13 protein-coding genes are annotated in these 14,283 nt (G+C 70.7%); all 13 read right to left on the bottom strand.

The window, feature by feature from the left end; translation table 11 throughout:
• Window positions 1-14: 14 nt before the first annotated feature.
• The 13 genes from galE to CSC64_RS03300 all read right to left on the bottom strand — a co-directional run bounded on the left by galE (window position 15) and on the right by CSC64_RS03300 (window position 14,173).
• On the bottom strand, window positions 15-1,028 hold the full coding sequence (galE, locus tag CSC64_RS03360; protein ID WP_162433908.1) for a UDP-glucose 4-epimerase GalE: 1,014 nt from the start codon (window positions 1,026-1,028) through the stop codon (window positions 15-17).
• A 3-nt stretch (window positions 1,029-1,031) separates the two neighbouring features.
• Window positions 1,032-1,382: a MarR family EPS-associated transcriptional regulator gene (locus tag CSC64_RS03355; RefSeq protein ID WP_162433907.1), complete on the bottom strand. Its 351-nt coding sequence runs from the start codon at window positions 1,380-1,382 to the stop codon at window positions 1,032-1,034.
• 143 nt (window positions 1,383-1,525) lie between these two features.
• Entirely contained in the window at window positions 1,526-2,542 is a 1,017-nt protein-coding gene (locus tag CSC64_RS03350) for an NAD-dependent epimerase (RefSeq protein WP_162433906.1), read from the bottom strand.
• A gap of 28 nt (window positions 2,543-2,570) precedes the next feature.
• Window positions 2,571-3,857: a Vi polysaccharide biosynthesis UDP-N-acetylglucosamine C-6 dehydrogenase TviB gene (tviB, locus tag CSC64_RS03345; protein ID WP_162433905.1), complete on the bottom strand. Its 1,287-nt coding sequence runs from the start codon at window positions 3,855-3,857 to the stop codon at window positions 2,571-2,573.
• A 29-nt stretch (window positions 3,858-3,886) separates the two neighbouring features.
• Window positions 3,887-5,200, bottom strand: coding sequence for an O-antigen ligase family protein (locus tag CSC64_RS03340; protein ID WP_162433904.1), 1,314 nt, complete (start codon window positions 5,198-5,200; stop codon window positions 3,887-3,889).
• A gap of 81 nt (window positions 5,201-5,281) precedes the next feature.
• Window positions 5,282-5,686 (bottom strand): hypothetical protein, encoded by a 405-nt coding sequence (locus CSC64_RS03335; RefSeq protein ID WP_162433903.1) that lies wholly within the window; start codon window positions 5,684-5,686, stop codon window positions 5,282-5,284.
• An 81-nt stretch (window positions 5,687-5,767) separates the two neighbouring features.
• On the bottom strand, window positions 5,768-6,181 hold the full coding sequence (locus CSC64_RS03330; protein ID WP_162433902.1) for a hypothetical protein: 414 nt from the start codon (window positions 6,179-6,181) through the stop codon (window positions 5,768-5,770).
• Window positions 6,178-7,506, bottom strand: a complete 1,329-nt coding sequence (locus CSC64_RS03325) for a tetratricopeptide repeat protein (RefSeq protein WP_162433901.1) — start codon at window positions 7,504-7,506, stop codon at window positions 6,178-6,180. The genes CSC64_RS03330 and CSC64_RS03325 overlap by 4 nt, the downstream gene beginning before the upstream one ends.
• A complete protein-coding gene (locus CSC64_RS03320; RefSeq protein ID WP_162433900.1) occupies window positions 7,503-8,948 on the bottom strand; it encodes a hypothetical protein in 1,446 nt (481 codons plus the stop codon). The genes CSC64_RS03325 and CSC64_RS03320 overlap by 4 nt, the downstream gene beginning before the upstream one ends.
• An 8-nt stretch (window positions 8,949-8,956) precedes the next feature.
• On the bottom strand, window positions 8,957-11,245 hold the full coding sequence (locus tag CSC64_RS03315) for a GumC family protein (RefSeq protein ID WP_162433899.1): 2,289 nt from the start codon (window positions 11,243-11,245) through the stop codon (window positions 8,957-8,959).
• Window positions 11,246-11,281: 36 nt separating this feature from the next.
• A complete protein-coding gene (locus CSC64_RS03310; protein ID WP_162433898.1) occupies window positions 11,282-11,986 on the bottom strand; it encodes a polysaccharide biosynthesis/export family protein in 705 nt (234 codons plus the stop codon).
• A 127-nt stretch (window positions 11,987-12,113) separates the two neighbouring features.
• On the bottom strand, window positions 12,114-12,944 hold the full coding sequence (locus CSC64_RS03305) for a tyrosine-protein phosphatase (protein ID WP_162433897.1): 831 nt from the start codon (window positions 12,942-12,944) through the stop codon (window positions 12,114-12,116).
• Between the two features lie 29 nt (window positions 12,945-12,973).
• On the bottom strand, window positions 12,974-14,173 hold the full coding sequence (locus CSC64_RS03300; protein WP_162433896.1) for an AGE family epimerase/isomerase: 1,200 nt from the start codon (window positions 14,171-14,173) through the stop codon (window positions 12,974-12,976).
• Between the last annotated feature and the right edge of the window lie 110 nt (window positions 14,174-14,283).

Raw genomic sequence — 14,283 nt, 5'->3', positions numbered from 1 at the left:
AAAGACGACCCGGGCTACGGTCCGTCATACCCTTGCGGATTCCCCGCCTGCCATCGCCACGCATCCGCGCACATCGTTGCCAGGCCGCGCTGCGCACGCCAGCCCAGCAGCGCTTCGGCCAGCGCCGGCTCAGCCCACAGCTCCGCCACATCCCCCACTCGTCGCCCCACGACGTCGTACGGCACCACCTTCCCGCTGGCCTGCTCGAACGCGCGCACCAGCTCCAGCACGCTGTAGCCGCGGCCCGTGCCCACGTTGATCGCCCGCGCGCCGGCCTGGTCGCGGCCGAACTCCAACGCCCGCACATGGGCCTCGGCCAGGTCCATCACGTGGAGGTAGTCGCGCACGCCGGTGCCGTCGGGCGTGGGCCAGTCGCCGCCGAACACCTGCAGCCGCTCGCGCCGGCCCACGGCCACCTGGGCGATGTAGGGCATCAGGTTGTTGGGGATGCCCGCCGGGTCCTCGCCGATGCGCCCTGACGGGTGCGCTCCGACCGGGTTGAAGTAGCGCAGCAGCACCGCGCCCATCTCCGGCACGGCCTGGCAGCAGTCGCCGATGAGCTGTTCCATCACCAGCTTGGTGCGGCCATACGGATTGGTGGCACGCAGGGGCGCGTCCTCGGTGACGGGCACCGTGTCCGGTTCGCCATACACGGTGGCCGAGGAGCTGAACACCAGGCGGCGCACGCCGGCACGCTCCATGGCCTGCAGCAGGGCGATGGTGCCGCCGATGTTGTTGTCGAAGTAGGCCAGCGGCTTTTCGCAGCTTTCGCCCACGGCCTTGAGCGCGGCGAAGTGGATCACCGCGTCGGCGCCACCTTGCAGCGCGCGGTCGAGGTCGTCCGGGTTGCGGATGTCGCCGTGGATGAAGGCCAGCGGCTTGCCGGCGATCTCCTGCACCCGCTCCAGCGCCACCGCCGAGCTGTTGCACAGGTTGTCGAGCACGGTCACTTCGTGCCCGGCCTCCAGCAGCGCCACGCAGGTATGCGAACCGATGTAGCCGGCGCCGCCGGTGACCAGGATGTGCATGGGTCAGCCCTGCCTGCCGGTGAATTCGTTCCCGCCCAGATCCGCCTGCAAGTCCTCGATCTGCGCCCGCAGCCGTTCGTACTCGTCCATCTTGCGTGCCAGGAAGGCGCGGGTGAGCCGGGCCTTGGCCTCGATCCCGCTGGGGGTCAGCAGGTAGGCGTAGCTGAGCTTGTCGGGGTTGCGGCCGAAGTTGCCGGCCTTGACCCAGCCCTTGTCGATCAGGGCGCGCAGGGCGTAGTTGAGCTTGCCCAGGGACACGCCGGTGTCGCGTGCCAGCTCGCGCTGGCTGGCCTGCGGGGCGTCGGCCAGGCGGCGTAGCAGCGCCACGCTGAGTTCGTCGGCGGTTTCAGGCATCGGGACCGGTGTTCATGGGTTGAACATGGGGCGCAGGATACCCCCTGTGCGCGGTAGCGGCATAGGGGGGGCTGTGGCGGTTTGGGAAAAATCCCGCGGACATTGACGAGCTTGGCCGACTTACCGGGGTATGTACGCCCCGGTCATGCCGTAGTGCCGTAGTACTCCCGATACCACCGCACGAAATTCCCCACGCCCTCTTCCACATCCACCACCGGCCGGTAGCCCACCGCGGCGGCCAGTTCCGACACGTCGGCCTCGGTATCGGGCACGTCGCCGGCCTGCAGCGGCAGCATCTCCATCACCGCCTTGCGGCCCAGGCACTGCTCCAGCACTTCGATATACCGCAGCAGTTCCACCGGGCGTTCGTTGCCGATGTTGTAGAGCCGGTACGGCGCCACGCCGCTGCTGGCCGGGTCGGGCGCGTCGCCGTTCCAGGCCGGATCCTTGCCCGGCACCTTGTCCAGGGTGCGGATCACGCCTTCGACGATGTCGTCCACGTAGGTGAAGCTGCGCTTGTGCTTGCCGTGGTTGAACACCTTGATCGGCTCGCCGGCCAGGATCGCCCTGGTGAACAGGAACAGCGCCATGTCCGGGCGGCCCCAGGGGCCGTACACGGTGAAGAAGCGCAGGCCGGTGCACGGCAGGCCGTACAGGTGCGCGTAGCTGTGGGCCATCGATTCGTTGGCCTTCTTGCTGGCCGCGTACAGGGTCAGCGGATGGTCGGTGCCCTGGTGTTCGGAGAACGGCATCTTCGTGTCGGCGCCGTACACCGAGCTGGTGGAGGCGAACACCAGGTGTTCGACCCCGTGGTGTCGGCACCCTTCCAGGACGTGCAGGAACCCGGTGACGTTGCTGCTGACGTAGACGTGCGGGTTCTGCGCGGCGTAGCGCACCCCCGCCTGCGCCGCCAGGTTGATGACGCGCTGCGGCTTGTGCGCCGCGAACGCGGCCTCGATCGCGGTGCGGTCGGCCAGGTCCGCGGTGATGTGGGTGTAGCGCGGGTCGTCGGCGAAGCGCGCCAGCCGCGCCTTCTTGAGTTCGACGTCGTAGTAATCCGACAGGTTGTCGATGCCAACCACCTCGTCGCCGCGCTCGAGCAGGCGCATGGCGACGTGGGAGCCGATGAATCCGGCGGTGCCGGTGACCAGGACCTTCATTTCCGTACTGTTCCCTGTATGGCGCGTGTCAGAGGCGTCCGTCCACCGCGTCGCGCGGCAGCACGTACTTCACGTCGTACAGGATGGCGCCGGGCTTGCCGAACGCACGGATGCCCGCGGCGCCCAGGGCGGCGAACTGCCGGTGGCCGACTGCGACGACGATGGCATCGTACGCGCCCTGCTCCGGCGTGCCGGACAGTTCGAGCCCGTATTCATGCCTGGACTCGGCCGCGTCGACCCAGGGATCGTGCACGTCCACCTGCGCGTTGTAGCCGCGCAGCGCCTGCACGATGTCGATCACCCGGGTGTTGCGCAGGTCCGGGCAGTTCTCCTTGAACGCCAGGCCCAGCACCAGCACGCGCGCGCCGACCGGGTTGATGCCCTTGCGCACCATCAGCCGGATCACCTGGTCGGCGACGTAGCCGCCCATGCCGTCGTTGGTGCGGCGGCCGGCAAGGATCACGTCCGGGTGGTGGCCCACTTCCTGCGCCTTGTGGGTCAGGTAGTAGGGATCCACGCTGATGCAGTGGCCGCCGACCAGGCCGGGACGGAACGGCAGGAAGTTCCACTTGGTGCCGGCTGCTTCCAGCACTTCCAGGGTGTCGATGCCGAGCTTGTTGAACAGGATCGCCAGGTCGTTGACCAGGGCGATGTTGAGGTCGCGCTGGGTGTTCTCGATCACCTTGGCCGCTTCGGCCACCTTGATGCTGCTGGCCTTGTGGGTGCCGGCGGTGATGATGGCGCCGTACAGGGCGTCGACGAAGTCGGCCGTTTCCGGGGTCGAGCCGGAGGTCACCTTGAGGATGCTGGTGACGCGGGGGGCCTTGTCGCCGGGGTTGATCCGCTCGGGGCTGTAGCCGACGAAGAAGTCCTGGTTGAACTTCAGCCCGGAGGCGCGCTCCAGCAGCGGCACGCAGACTTCCTCGGTGCAGCCGGGGTAGACCGTGGATTCGTAGACCACCACGTCGCCGCGCTTGAGCCCGCTGCCCAGCGCTTCGCTGGCGCGTACCAGCGGGGTCAGGTCCGGGCGCTTGGCGCCGTCGATCGGGGTGGGCACGGTGACGATGTAGGTGTCGCGGTCGGCCAGGTCTTCGAGCCGGTCGCTGCAGCGCAGGCGGGTGGCCTGGGCCAGTTCCTCCGGCTCCACTTCGCGGGTGCTGTCGCGGCCCGCGCGCAGTTCGGCCACGCGCGCGGTGTTGATGTCGTAGCCGATGGTGTCGTGCCGCTTTCCGAACTCGACCGCCAGCGGCAGGCCGACGTAACCCAGCCCGACGATGGCGATCCGCGCCCCGGCAGGCGTCCTGCTGGATGACATGAAGCTTCCCCTGTGAAGACCCGTTCCGTTCAGTGCATCGATGCGGCTGGACGGCTGTTTCCGGCCTGGATTGTCGCACCATCATCATGACGGCGGCGACCTTCGCGCGGGCTCCGCAGCGCGGCGGCGGTGCCCGCCAGCAATGCGGCGACGGTCATCAGCGCCGGCGTGCGCAGCGGGTAGTCGACCGCGCTGTGCGCGAGCATGACCACCAGCCCGAGCCAGCTGCCCACGGCCAGCCAGTGCGGTCGCCGGCCGCGGCCGGGGCGTGGCCGGGTCCAGGCCACGAACGCCACCAGCAGCGCGATCCAGGCCAGTCCGGCGATGCCGCCTTCCAGCCACCACTGCAGGTACTCGTTGTGGGCGTGGTTGAAGTAGGTGCCGCTCACCAGCGCGTCCGGCGCATGCGCCTCGACCCAGGGCACGAAGCTGCCGATGCCGGTGCCGGCCGGCATCGCCTCGCCGGCCATGCGCGCGGTGGCGGCGTAGACCGCGCTGCGCGATTCGCTTTCGCGGTCCACCCGCAGCCAGGCGCTGGCGGCCAGCAGCAGCGCCATCGCGAACACGCCGCCGGCGATGGCGGCCGCCAGGCCCAGGCGGCTGCCGCGGCGGCGGCGGCGGCCCAGCCAGCCGTTGGCCAGCGGTACCGCCAGCAGCGCGGCCGCGGCGATCAGCACCGCCGCGCGCGATCCGGTCAGCGGCAGGCCGACCAGCAGGAACAGGGCCAGGCCGGCCAGGGCGACCCGCTTGGCCCACCAGCGGCCGTCGCGGTTGTCGTCGTCATCGCGATGCAGCAGCCAAGCCAGGATGAGCACCAGCGCCACGGCGATCGAGGTTGCCTGGTGGTTCGGATTGGCGAACAGGCCGTTGAGCGCGGGCGGCCATTCCGGAAAAGGATTGAGCGGGCTGTCCTGCGGCGCGCCGAGCTGCAGGTAGCCCAGCAGCAGGCTGGCGCCGGCCATGCCGGCGAAGGGCCAGGCCAGGGTCGCCAGATCGCGCCGTGGCAGCGCCAGCGCCGCGGTGAATGCCGCCACCGCCGGCAGCACCGCCCACAGCGCGCGCTCGGTCGCCCAGGGCGTGAGCGTCAGGCCGACCAGCCATTGCAGGGCGATGCCCAGCGGCAGGACCGCGGCCAAGGCCAGCAGCCAGGGGCGGTTGCGCGGCGCATCCGCGTCGGTCAGCTGCCATGCCGCCAGCAGCAACACCGGCCAGGCCAGCAGCTGGGTGGCGGCATCGCCCCAGCCGCGGTCCTGCGAGCCGCCGCCGGTGAGCAGGGCCATCGCCAGCAGGAGCAGGACGAGCGGGAACAGCAGGCGTGATGGATGCGGGTGTCGCAGGTTCATGGGCGCCAATACGGAAGCGGGGCAGGCATCGCGCCCGCCCCGCAGCCACTTCCGCATGTCATCGGGTCGGGCCCGGAGGGCTCAACGGCTGACGGGCGGACTGTCGTCGTCGTCGTCACCGCCGCCGCCAACGGCGAGACCGATGAGTGCCGCACCGGCCACCACGCCGCCGATGATCGCGCCATTGCTGGGGCCGCCAGCCACGGGCTTGCACTCTTCCGGGACGGTGTACACGCCCGGCTTGTCGAAGTTGATCATGCAGCCGTTGTCATAGGCCAGGCTGGCGCTGCTGCCTTCGGTCAGCATCAGGCGGTTGCCGGCCTGCAGGCGCTGCCCGGTGGCCACACTGGCGAACTCGCCGCTGGTGCTGAGGGTGACGTTGCCGGTCTGTGCTGCCAGGGCCGCAACGGTGGCGTCTTCGGCCAGCACTGCGCTGGAGAAGAAGGCGGTGGCTGCTGCGAATGCGATCAGGGACGGAGTCTTCATCGATGTATCGCCTGCAAGGGGAAACCGCGGGAGCCTATCACCAGAAGTCCGGGGCAGGAAACCGCCGGGCCGTCGCGCCACTCAGCGGCTGACGGGGGCCAGGCTGTCGTCCTGCGCGGCGAGGATGGCGGCCACGACCGCAACGCCACCGGCGACCTTGGCCGCACCGGCCCAGTCCGTGCCGGCGGCCAGCGGCCTGCCGCACTTCTCCGGGATCTCGTAGACGCCAGGCTTGTCGAAATTGACGCTGCAGCCGCTTCCGAGGCGCAGGGTCGCGGACGCATCCTCGAGCAGCATCAGGCGATCGCCGCGCCGCAGCACCTGGCCGGTCGGCACGCCGGCGAATTCGCCGTTGCTGCTGACAGAAACCTTGCCGGCCTGCGCGGCCAGGGTGGCGATGCCGCCTTCCTGTGCCAGGGCGGGCGCGCCGAAGCCGATGGCAGCCACGAGTGCGAACACGGAAACGAACTTCTTCACGATGGAAGGTACCGTCATGTGATGGATGGCTCAAAACGTACCACAGTGGAGAGCCGCAGCCTATCGTCCCGCTTCGCCGGGACGCCGTCGGCCAAGCCGGGAACGACAGGGGTCGGGGGTTCCGGCTGCGGAATCGCAGGCGCGCGGATGATGGCGGCACTGTCGATCCACAGCCGTCCCCGGGTCGACTGCGAGCGCGCCGTGGGCGCGGGATTGCGCAGGTACAGCCGCTGGCCGGGGCAGTCGGCGGGGACTTCGATCGCCGCGGTCACCGTCTTCCAGTCGAAACTGCCGGTGATGCGCGGGCCCAGGCCGAGGATGCGGCCGTCGGCGCAGGCCACCACCCATTCCAGGCCGCCGTCGCTGTGCAGATCTTCGGCGCGCATGCGGACCTGGAGCTCATGCTGGCCCGGTGCCAGCAGCAGGGCCTGTTCCAGCCCGGCCCGCGGTGCCGGCCGGCCGCGGAACTCCAGTGCCGCGACCCGGCCCGAGGCACCGGCCGGCCCTGCTTCGAACGTCACGGTCTGGCCCGGGATCACCTGCGTGCGCCAGTCGAACCCGGTGCCCGAGGGCGTCGCCTCGAAGCCACCGTTGTAGACCGGCGACAGCACGGCCAGCGCCGGCAAGGTGCCGGCCCAGTGCGCATAGGCCTGGCCCCACAGGCCGCGGCGGATGAGGTCGTCGATCCAGCGGGCGTCTTCGGCCGGGTCCAGGCCGCCGTGGCCGGCCAGGGTGGCCATCACCTGCGCGGAGACGTCCGGCCCGGCGCTGCGCTGCAGTTCTTGTAGGTAGGCGGCGCGCCAGTCCGGCCGGGTGGCCAGCAGCGGTGTGAGTGCTTCGAGGAACACCGGGTCGGCCGACAGCTTCACCAGTACCGCCAGCATCGCGGGCCGGTTGCGTGGCGAGGTGGCCATGATCCGCTCGATGTGGCCCAGCGCTGCGGTGTACTCGCCGCGCACCAGCAGGTCGTCGGCCAGCCACGCGCGCGACGGCGTGTCGCGGGGGCGCAGGGCCACGGCCTGTTCGAACCGCGCGCGTGCCTGCTCGCGGTTTCCTGCGGCCGCCTCGACCTGGCCCAGGATCCGCCAGGCGCGTCCGTCCAGTGGTGCGGCTTTCGCCAGTTCGCCGGCGGTCCGGGCGGCCCCGGTGTGGTCGCCGGCTTCCAGCTGGCGCTCGGCCAGGGCAAGCAGCGCGCCGGGATGATCCGGCAGCAGCTGCAGCGCCCGGGTGGGATCGTCGCGCGCCAGGTCGTCGGCGACAGTGTGGGCCACGATCCGGTAACCCGAGTACGTGGCGGCCACGGCCAGCCCGGCGAGCAGTGCCGCCCGTGCCGCCGGCCTCAACGCACGTCCTCCAGCGCGATCGACTCCACCCACCAGGCGTCGTTCTGCCAGCGCAGGCCGGCGCTCAGCAGGCGCGGGCCGCTGCGGTCGGCCGGCTCGACCGGCACTTGCAGGCGCGCGTGCCTGGACTCGATCTGCCAGTGCGCCTGGGCGTGGAGGACCTGCGGCCGGCGCCTGCCGCCTGCGGCCAGGTCGCGCTGGATCGCGGTGGCGGCGTCCAGTGCCTGGCCGCTGTGCCAGATCGGCGGTGGCGTGGCTTGCCGGCGGGTCAGGTAGGCCAGCAGCGTGTCGCCGCGCCGCTGGGCGGCGAGGTCGCGCCCGGCCAGGTCGGGTGCGGCGAGGTCGGGGACGGCGGCGGCGAAGACCGGTCCCGTGGCGTCCGTGTTCGGTGGTGCTTGCCCGTTCGCCGCCGGGGCCGGGGCTTCGCCGGAAACGGATGTGCCGGGGGGCCGCGTCGCGGCGGTGGCGGTGGCGTGCACGGCGGCCGGCAGGCCGGACGCGGGAACCGGCGGGATCGGGTGTGCGGCGCCTGCGGCGATGTCGGCGACCCCGTCGCGAGGCGACGATCGGGCATCGGCGGGGGCGGGCATGGTTGCGACGGATGTCGCGGGATGCGCCGTGGCGGGGCGCCAGGTGCTGGGGGGCGCGGGCCCCGGTGGCCGGACCGCCGCTGGAATGCCGTGTGGCGTTTCGCCGGCATGGTGCGGAGGCTGCGGGATGGTGAGAGCCTGCTGCGGCACTTCGGACGCGGGAGTTGCGTCCGCTGAGGTTGGCCGGACGGCCGTCACTGTGGCCGCGGCCGTTTCGCCTTCCCCGTTGCCGGGCCAGGCGTCGCCGTGCGCGGTCGGCGGGGGCGAGGCCAGGCACAGCCAGCCACCGCCGATGGCGATGGCCACCGGGATCGCCAGCAACCAGCGCCGGGGCCGCCGCTCCGCTTCTTCCTCCACCCGCACCCAGTGCTGGACGCGGGTGGCCGGCATCGCCACGGGCGCGTGCCCGGGGCTTCCCCCCGCTTCGGGCGCCGGGGCGACCGTCTCGAAGGGGGCGGCACGCAGCCGGTTCCATGCTGCGTTGATCCGGGCGGCGTGGATGGTTTCGGCGCGCCCCTCGCCGCCACGGTCCGGGTGCAGCCAGGACTGCAGGTAGCGGTAGTGGCTGCGGAGGGTCTCCGGGCCGTCGCCGGCGGCCAGCCCGAGCAGGCGGCGGTCGTCGGCGCCGGCGAACAGCAGGATCTCCTGGACGTAGAACCGCGCCGCCTGCAGCAGGTCCTCCGGCCCGGTATCCAGCGCGGCGGCGGCCTGTTCCAGCCGGCGCGGTTCGCCACCGACCAGGGCCAGCAGCCGGCCGATGTCCGCCGGCAGCGGTTCCAGCCGCCAGTCGTGGCGCAGGCCCGGTTCCTGGAACAGGGCGATCGCCAGCGCCAGCGCACCTTCCCTGGGCATGCGGTCGCCTAGCGCTTCTTCCCGGGGAGGCGGGCCGGGGCGCCGCCGTACGCGTAGTAGCCCTCGTACTGGTAGCCGTAGCCGGCGGCCTTGGCGTCGTACTTGGTCAGCAGCACCCCGATCACGTGCGAACGGGTCGACAGCAGGCGCTTGAGTGCGGTCTGCGCGTTGCTGATCTTGGTGCGCCCGGAATCGACCACCAGCATCGTGGCGTCGGCGCTGCTGGCCAGCAGCGGGCCATCGGCAATACCCATCACCGGCGGGCCGTCGATCACAACCTGGTCGTAGTGCTGGGCGGCGATGCTCAGCAGCGACACCAGTCGCGAGCCGGACAGCAGTTCGGCGGGATTGGGCGGCAGTGGGCCGGAGAGGATCACGTCCAGGCGTGCGTCGCCGCTGTCGATGATCACGTCCTGCAGGGTGGCCGCGCCGGCCAGCAGGTTGCTCAGGCCCTGGTCGCTGCGTTGCGCCAGGCTCCGGTGCAGCGACGGGTTGCGCATGTCCGCCTCGATCAGCAGCACGCGCTTGCCGAGCTGGGCGAAGTTGCGTGCCAGCGCCAGCGCCGAGGTCGACTTGCCCTCGCCGGGGACGGAGCTGGTGAGCAGCAGTACCTTCGGCACGCCGTGGTCGGTGGAGAACTGCAGCGCGGTGCGCACTGAACGGTAGGCCTCGGAGAATGCCGAGCGCAGGTCCTTCGTCGCCTCGGCCACCGACTGCTTCGCGCCCAGTTTGGGGATGATGCCCAGCACCGGCATGCGCAGCTTCTGCTCGACGTCTTCCGGGGTCTTCAGCGTGTCGTCCAGGAACTCGAGCAGGAGCGCCAGGGCCACGCCCAGCAGCAGGCCGATGAACAGGCCGGCGGCCAGGTTCGTGGTGCTGTTGGGGCTGTAGGCGCCGCCCGGGACCTGGGCGCGGTCGATGACGGCGATGTTGTTGGGGCGGATGTCGCTGGCCGCGCCGATCATCTTGTAGCGCTGCAGCAGGCTGTCGTAGAGCTGGCGGCTGGTGTCGGCCTCGCGGCGCAGGATGTTGTACTGGATGCTGCGGCTGTCGGTGTCCAGCGACTCGGTGCGCAGCGAGGCCAGCTGGCCCTTCAGCAGTTCTTCCTGGGCAATGGCAGCATCGTACTCGGCGCGCACCGAACGGCGCACGTTGCCGATCTCCGCGGAAATCTGCCGGTCCATCTCGTCGATCTGGCCCTTGAGCCGCTGCATGTCCGGGTAGTCCGGCTTGAATACCAGCAGCTTCTCCTGGTACTGCCGCTGCAGGTCGGCGCGCTGCTGGCGCAGGGTCGGCACCAGCGAGCTGCCCATCAGGTCTTGCGGCAGGCTGTCGTTGGCCTGCAGCTGCGTCCAGCGTGCCTGCGCGCGGATGCGCTGCGCCTGGACCTCGGCCAGCGAGGTGTTGATCGTGCCCAGGTTCTGCCCGGCCAGCGACTGGCCCTCGCCGAGGTTGACCAGGTTTTCCTTCAGGGCGAATTCGACCAGTGCGCGCTCGGACTGCTCGAGCTTGGCCTTGGTCTCCTGCAACTGGTCTTCCAGGTACTTCTTGGCGTAGGCGTTGGCGCCGTAGGCGCGTTCCAGTTCCGCGGCGATATAGCCATCGGCGACCGCGTTGGCCACTCGCGCCGCGAACTGCGGCACCGGGCTGGAATAGGAGATGTTGACCAGCTTGGAGTTCAGCTGCGGCTCGACCGACAGGCCGCCCATGATCGTGCCGGTGCCGGCCGCAAGATCGGCCGCGGCCATCTTCGCGTCGCTGGCCGGGGGCACGGCGTCGGTGGCCGCTTCGGTGGGCCGCACGGTGCCCTTGAGCCGTTCCAGCCAGGACGGTGGGCGCAGCTTCGCCAGCGCGGTGCGATCCAGCCTGAGGTCCTCGGCGATCCGCTCGGCCAGGTTGCGGCTGGTCAGGATGCCGACCTGGGTGGTGAGGAACTCGGGATCCCAACCGCCCCACAAGGGGGTGCTGAGTTCGCCGATCTGCACCATCTGCGACGAAACGCTGTCGACCTTGACCACCGTCGTGGCCCGGTACATCGGCGTGGCCATCAGCGTCATCACCAGCGCGATGGCGGCGCAGGCGGCCACCACCGACAGCACCAGCCAGCGCCGCTTGACCAGCATCCGCCAGTAGGCGAGCAGGTCGATCTCGTCGGGGTTGTCCTTCTGGCCTTCGCGGAGCAGGTCCAGCACCACGGCGCTGTGGTGGGGAGCGAGCCCCTGTTCGACATCGCGTCGCGCCGGAAGCTGCATCGGGTCTTCACCCAATGGTCCGACAGGCAGGTTCGGGTTGTTCATGCGGCGGGAGTGTCCGGGTCGAAAGCGAAGACGGGATCAGAACGGCGTCAGGAAGAAGCCGATCGCCGGCACCGATTCGATGAAGCGGCGCAGCGCGGTCTTGCTGCCCGACTGTTCGATCACGACGATGTCGTCGCCGTAGAGCTGCGGGTCCTCGACCCTGCCGCTGCGCAGGTCGCGGATGTCGTAGACCGCTGCCATCTTCTTGCCGTCGACCTCGCGGAACAGCACCACGCCGCCCATGTCGGCCAGCGTGTCCAGGCCCTTGGCGGTGGCGATGCCCTGCAGCAGGGTGGTCTTGCCGGTCAGCGGATAGATCCCCGGCTGCTTGATCGCGCCCTCGAAGGTGATCCGCTGGCTGGCGAATTCCTTCACGTACACGGTGACCTGCGGGTCCTGCAGGTAGCTGGCGGCGTAGCGGCGGGTCAGCTCCGTCTCCAGCTCGGGGATGGTCATGCCGCCGACCGGCACGCTGCCGATCAGCGGCAGCGAGATCTGGCCGTTGGAGTTGATCCGCACGGTCTTGGTCAGTTCCTCGACGCCGAAGATGGTGATCTCGACCTGGTCGTTGGCGCCCAGCCGGTACTCGCTGGTGCCTTCGTAGGCGCCGATGGCGTTGGTGGTGTCCGGCGGCGGCAACGAACTGCCCTGCTCCACGTTGCGGATCTCGCCGGAACTGACGCAGCCGGCCAGCAGGACCAGCAGCAAGGGAGTGGACAGGCGGTACAGGACGGCTTTCACGGCGGCTTCCAGGACATCACGGACAGACGGGCCCGGGGCTGCCGGCGACGGCGTGGCGACTGGATCCCCCCCGGGACAGGCCACGATCATAGCCGCAACCCGGAATCCGCTCCACGGTTCACACTTTTCACATCGCGCGGCGGCCGATGCCCACCCGGCGCAGCATCCGTGTCAGCGGCCCTGGGCCGCGCGCGCCTTCGCGGTCCGCCGGCAGGCGGCCGTCCAGCGCGGGGGGCAGTTCGTGCGGGGCCAGGTTGGCGACGATCCCGGCCGGGCGGGTCTGGACCATGTGCCGGGCCTCCTCGGCGCCGACCCGGGCGATCGCCGCCTCGTGCGCTTCGGCCAGCAGCGGCGGGCGCCGCCGCGGGTGGTGGGCGTCGGTGGCCAGGATCATGCAGTGGCCTTCGTCGACGAAACGCGCGGCCCAGTAGCCGGGGCGGCGGCCGAAGCGGCCGGTCAGCGCGCCGGCGGTGATCTGCATCCAGGCCCCGCGCCGGGCCAGGCGCACGAACAGGTCGTAGTGGGTCTCGACCCAGCTGAGACGCTCGGGATGGGTGACCACCGGGATGAAGCCGGCGGCCATCAGCTCGAACACCACGCCCTCGAAGTTGGGCGGGGCGACATGGTGCGGCGGTTCCAGCAGCAGGTAGCGCGAGCCTGCCAGGGTCGGGATGCGGCCGCCGCGGATGCCCTCGACCAGGCCCGGATCCAGGTGCACGTCGGCGCCCTCGACCAGGCGCAGGGGGATGCCGGCATCGTCCAGCGCCGCCTGCAGCCGGGCGATCGCGTCGACGATGCCGTCGCGGGTGTTGTCGTACAGCCCCGGATAGATGTGCGGGGTGCAGGCCACCGTGGTGACCCCATCGGCCACCGACATGCGCGCCATCTCCAGCGCCATCGCCAGGTCGGTGGCGCCGTCGTCGATGCCGGGCAGCAGGTGGTAGTGCAGGTCGAGCATGGGCGCAGTGTATGCCAGCCCCTGCCGCCTCAAACCACCTTCAACACTTCGTAGCACGCCCCCATCGTGTGGTAGTCCGTCTTCCCCGCTGGGCTCTTCTCGTCGGTCAGCTTGCCGTTGTCCGGGGCGAGGATGCGGTACCAGGCGCCGTGTTCGTGGTCGACGAAGTGGGTCCAGCTGTAGGCCCAGATGCGCTCGTACCAGTCCCAGTACGCGGCCTCGCCGCTGCGGTCGCCCAGCAGCGCAGCGGTGGCCAGCGCTTCGGCCTGCACCCAGAAGTACTTGTCTTCATCGTAGAAGGCCCCGTCCGGTTCGTTGCCGTAGACCAGGCCGCCGTGCTGTCCGTCCCAGGCCATCGCCACGGCGCGGTCGAACAGCCTGCGCGCGCGCGGCAGGCGCCAGGCGGCCGGTGCATGCCGGTCCAGTTGCAGCAGCAGCTTGGCCCACTCCACCTGGTGGCCGGGCTGGAAGCCCCACGGCCGGAAGATGTTGCTGCGGTCGCCGCGGTTGTAGTCCCAGTCCACCCGCCAGCCGCGGTCGTAGTGCTCCCAGACCAGGCCGCCGGCCAGCGCGGCCTGGCGGCCGGTCATGTTCTCGGCCAGCAATGCAGCGCGTTGCAGGTAGCGCTCCTCGCCGCTGGCCTCGAACGCGGCCAGCCAGGCTTCGCAGGCGTGCATGTTCGCGTTCTGGCCGCGGTAGCCGGACACGACCCAGTCGGCGCTGGCCTCGTCGGCGTACAGGCCGTGTTGCGGTTCCCAGAAATGGCGCTCCATCAGCGCCCAGGTTTCGTCGAGCCATCCGCGCGCCTGCTCGAATCCCGCCTCCAGCCCCTTGGCGTAGGCGAGCACGACGAAGGCCAGGCCGTAGCAGTGGTTGGTCGCGTCCTGCACCTGGCCGTCGTGCAGCAGCCAGACGTAGCCGCCGGTGTCCGGGTTGCGGTGTGCCTCGCGCAGGAACGCCAGCCCATGCGCCACCGCGTCGCGGTACGCCGGTTCGCCGAAGGCCTGCCAGGCCATCGAGTAGTTGAAGACGAAGCGGGTGCTGCTGACCAGGTGGCGGGTACGGCGGTCGTAGACGCGGCCGTCGTCCTTGAAGAAGTGGAAGAAGCCGCCCGCCGGGTCGATGCAGCGCGGGTGGTAGAAGGCCATCGTGTCGCGCACGTGCCCGAGCAGGAATTCGCGCGAGCGGAAATCGGGCGTCGCACCCGCGCCTGCCTGTGCTGCCGTCATCCTCAGCGCCCTCGCCGTTGGCTGCCCGCCGGCAGTCCTGTGCCGGGTCCGAGGTAAGGTTACCAGCCCGGGATTTCAGCGACATGCTGCACTGCGGTGCTGCCGGTCGG

This window comes from Pseudoxanthomonas koreensis (assembly GCF_010093225.1).
Classification (GTDB): Bacteria; Pseudomonadota; Gammaproteobacteria; order Xanthomonadales; family Xanthomonadaceae; genus Pseudoxanthomonas; species Pseudoxanthomonas koreensis.
This window is presented reverse-complemented; position numbering and strand designations above follow the sequence as displayed.

What these genes read in the sequence shown, in the direction of transcription:
- CSC64_RS03350 (WP_162433906.1), bottom strand. Translation starts at nt 2,542, where the DNA reads ATGAAGGTCCTGGTCACCGGCACCGCCGGATTCATCGGCTCCCACGTC.
- CSC64_RS03300 (WP_162433896.1), bottom strand. Translation starts at nt 14,173, where the DNA reads ATGACGGCAGCACAGGCAGGCGCGGGTGCGACGCCCGATTTCCGCTCG.
- CSC64_RS03330 (WP_162433902.1), bottom strand. Translation starts at nt 6,181, where the DNA reads ATGACGGTACCTTCCATCGTGAAGAAGTTCGTTTCCGTGTTCGCACTC.
- CSC64_RS03340 (WP_162433904.1), bottom strand. Translation starts at nt 5,200, where the DNA reads ATGAACCTGCGACACCCGCATCCATCACGCCTGCTGTTCCCGCTCGTC.
- CSC64_RS03320 (WP_162433900.1), bottom strand. Translation starts at nt 8,948, where the DNA reads ATGCCCAGGGAAGGTGCGCTGGCGCTGGCGATCGCCCTGTTCCAGGAA.
- tviB (WP_162433905.1), bottom strand. Translation starts at nt 3,857, where the DNA reads ATGTCATCCAGCAGGACGCCTGCCGGGGCGCGGATCGCCATCGTCGGG.
- CSC64_RS03355 (WP_162433907.1), bottom strand. Translation starts at nt 1,382, where the DNA reads ATGCCTGAAACCGCCGACGAACTCAGCGTGGCGCTGCTACGCCGCCTG.
- CSC64_RS03315 (WP_162433899.1), bottom strand. Translation starts at nt 11,245, where the DNA reads ATGAACAACCCGAACCTGCCTGTCGGACCATTGGGTGAAGACCCGATG.
- CSC64_RS03335 (WP_162433903.1), bottom strand. Translation starts at nt 5,686, where the DNA reads ATGAAGACTCCGTCCCTGATCGCATTCGCAGCAGCCACCGCCTTCTTC.
- galE (WP_162433908.1), bottom strand. Translation starts at nt 1,028, where the DNA reads ATGCACATCCTGGTCACCGGCGGCGCCGGCTACATCGGTTCGCATACC.
- CSC64_RS03305 (WP_162433897.1), bottom strand. Translation starts at nt 12,944, where the DNA reads ATGCTCGACCTGCACTACCACCTGCTGCCCGGCATCGACGACGGCGCC.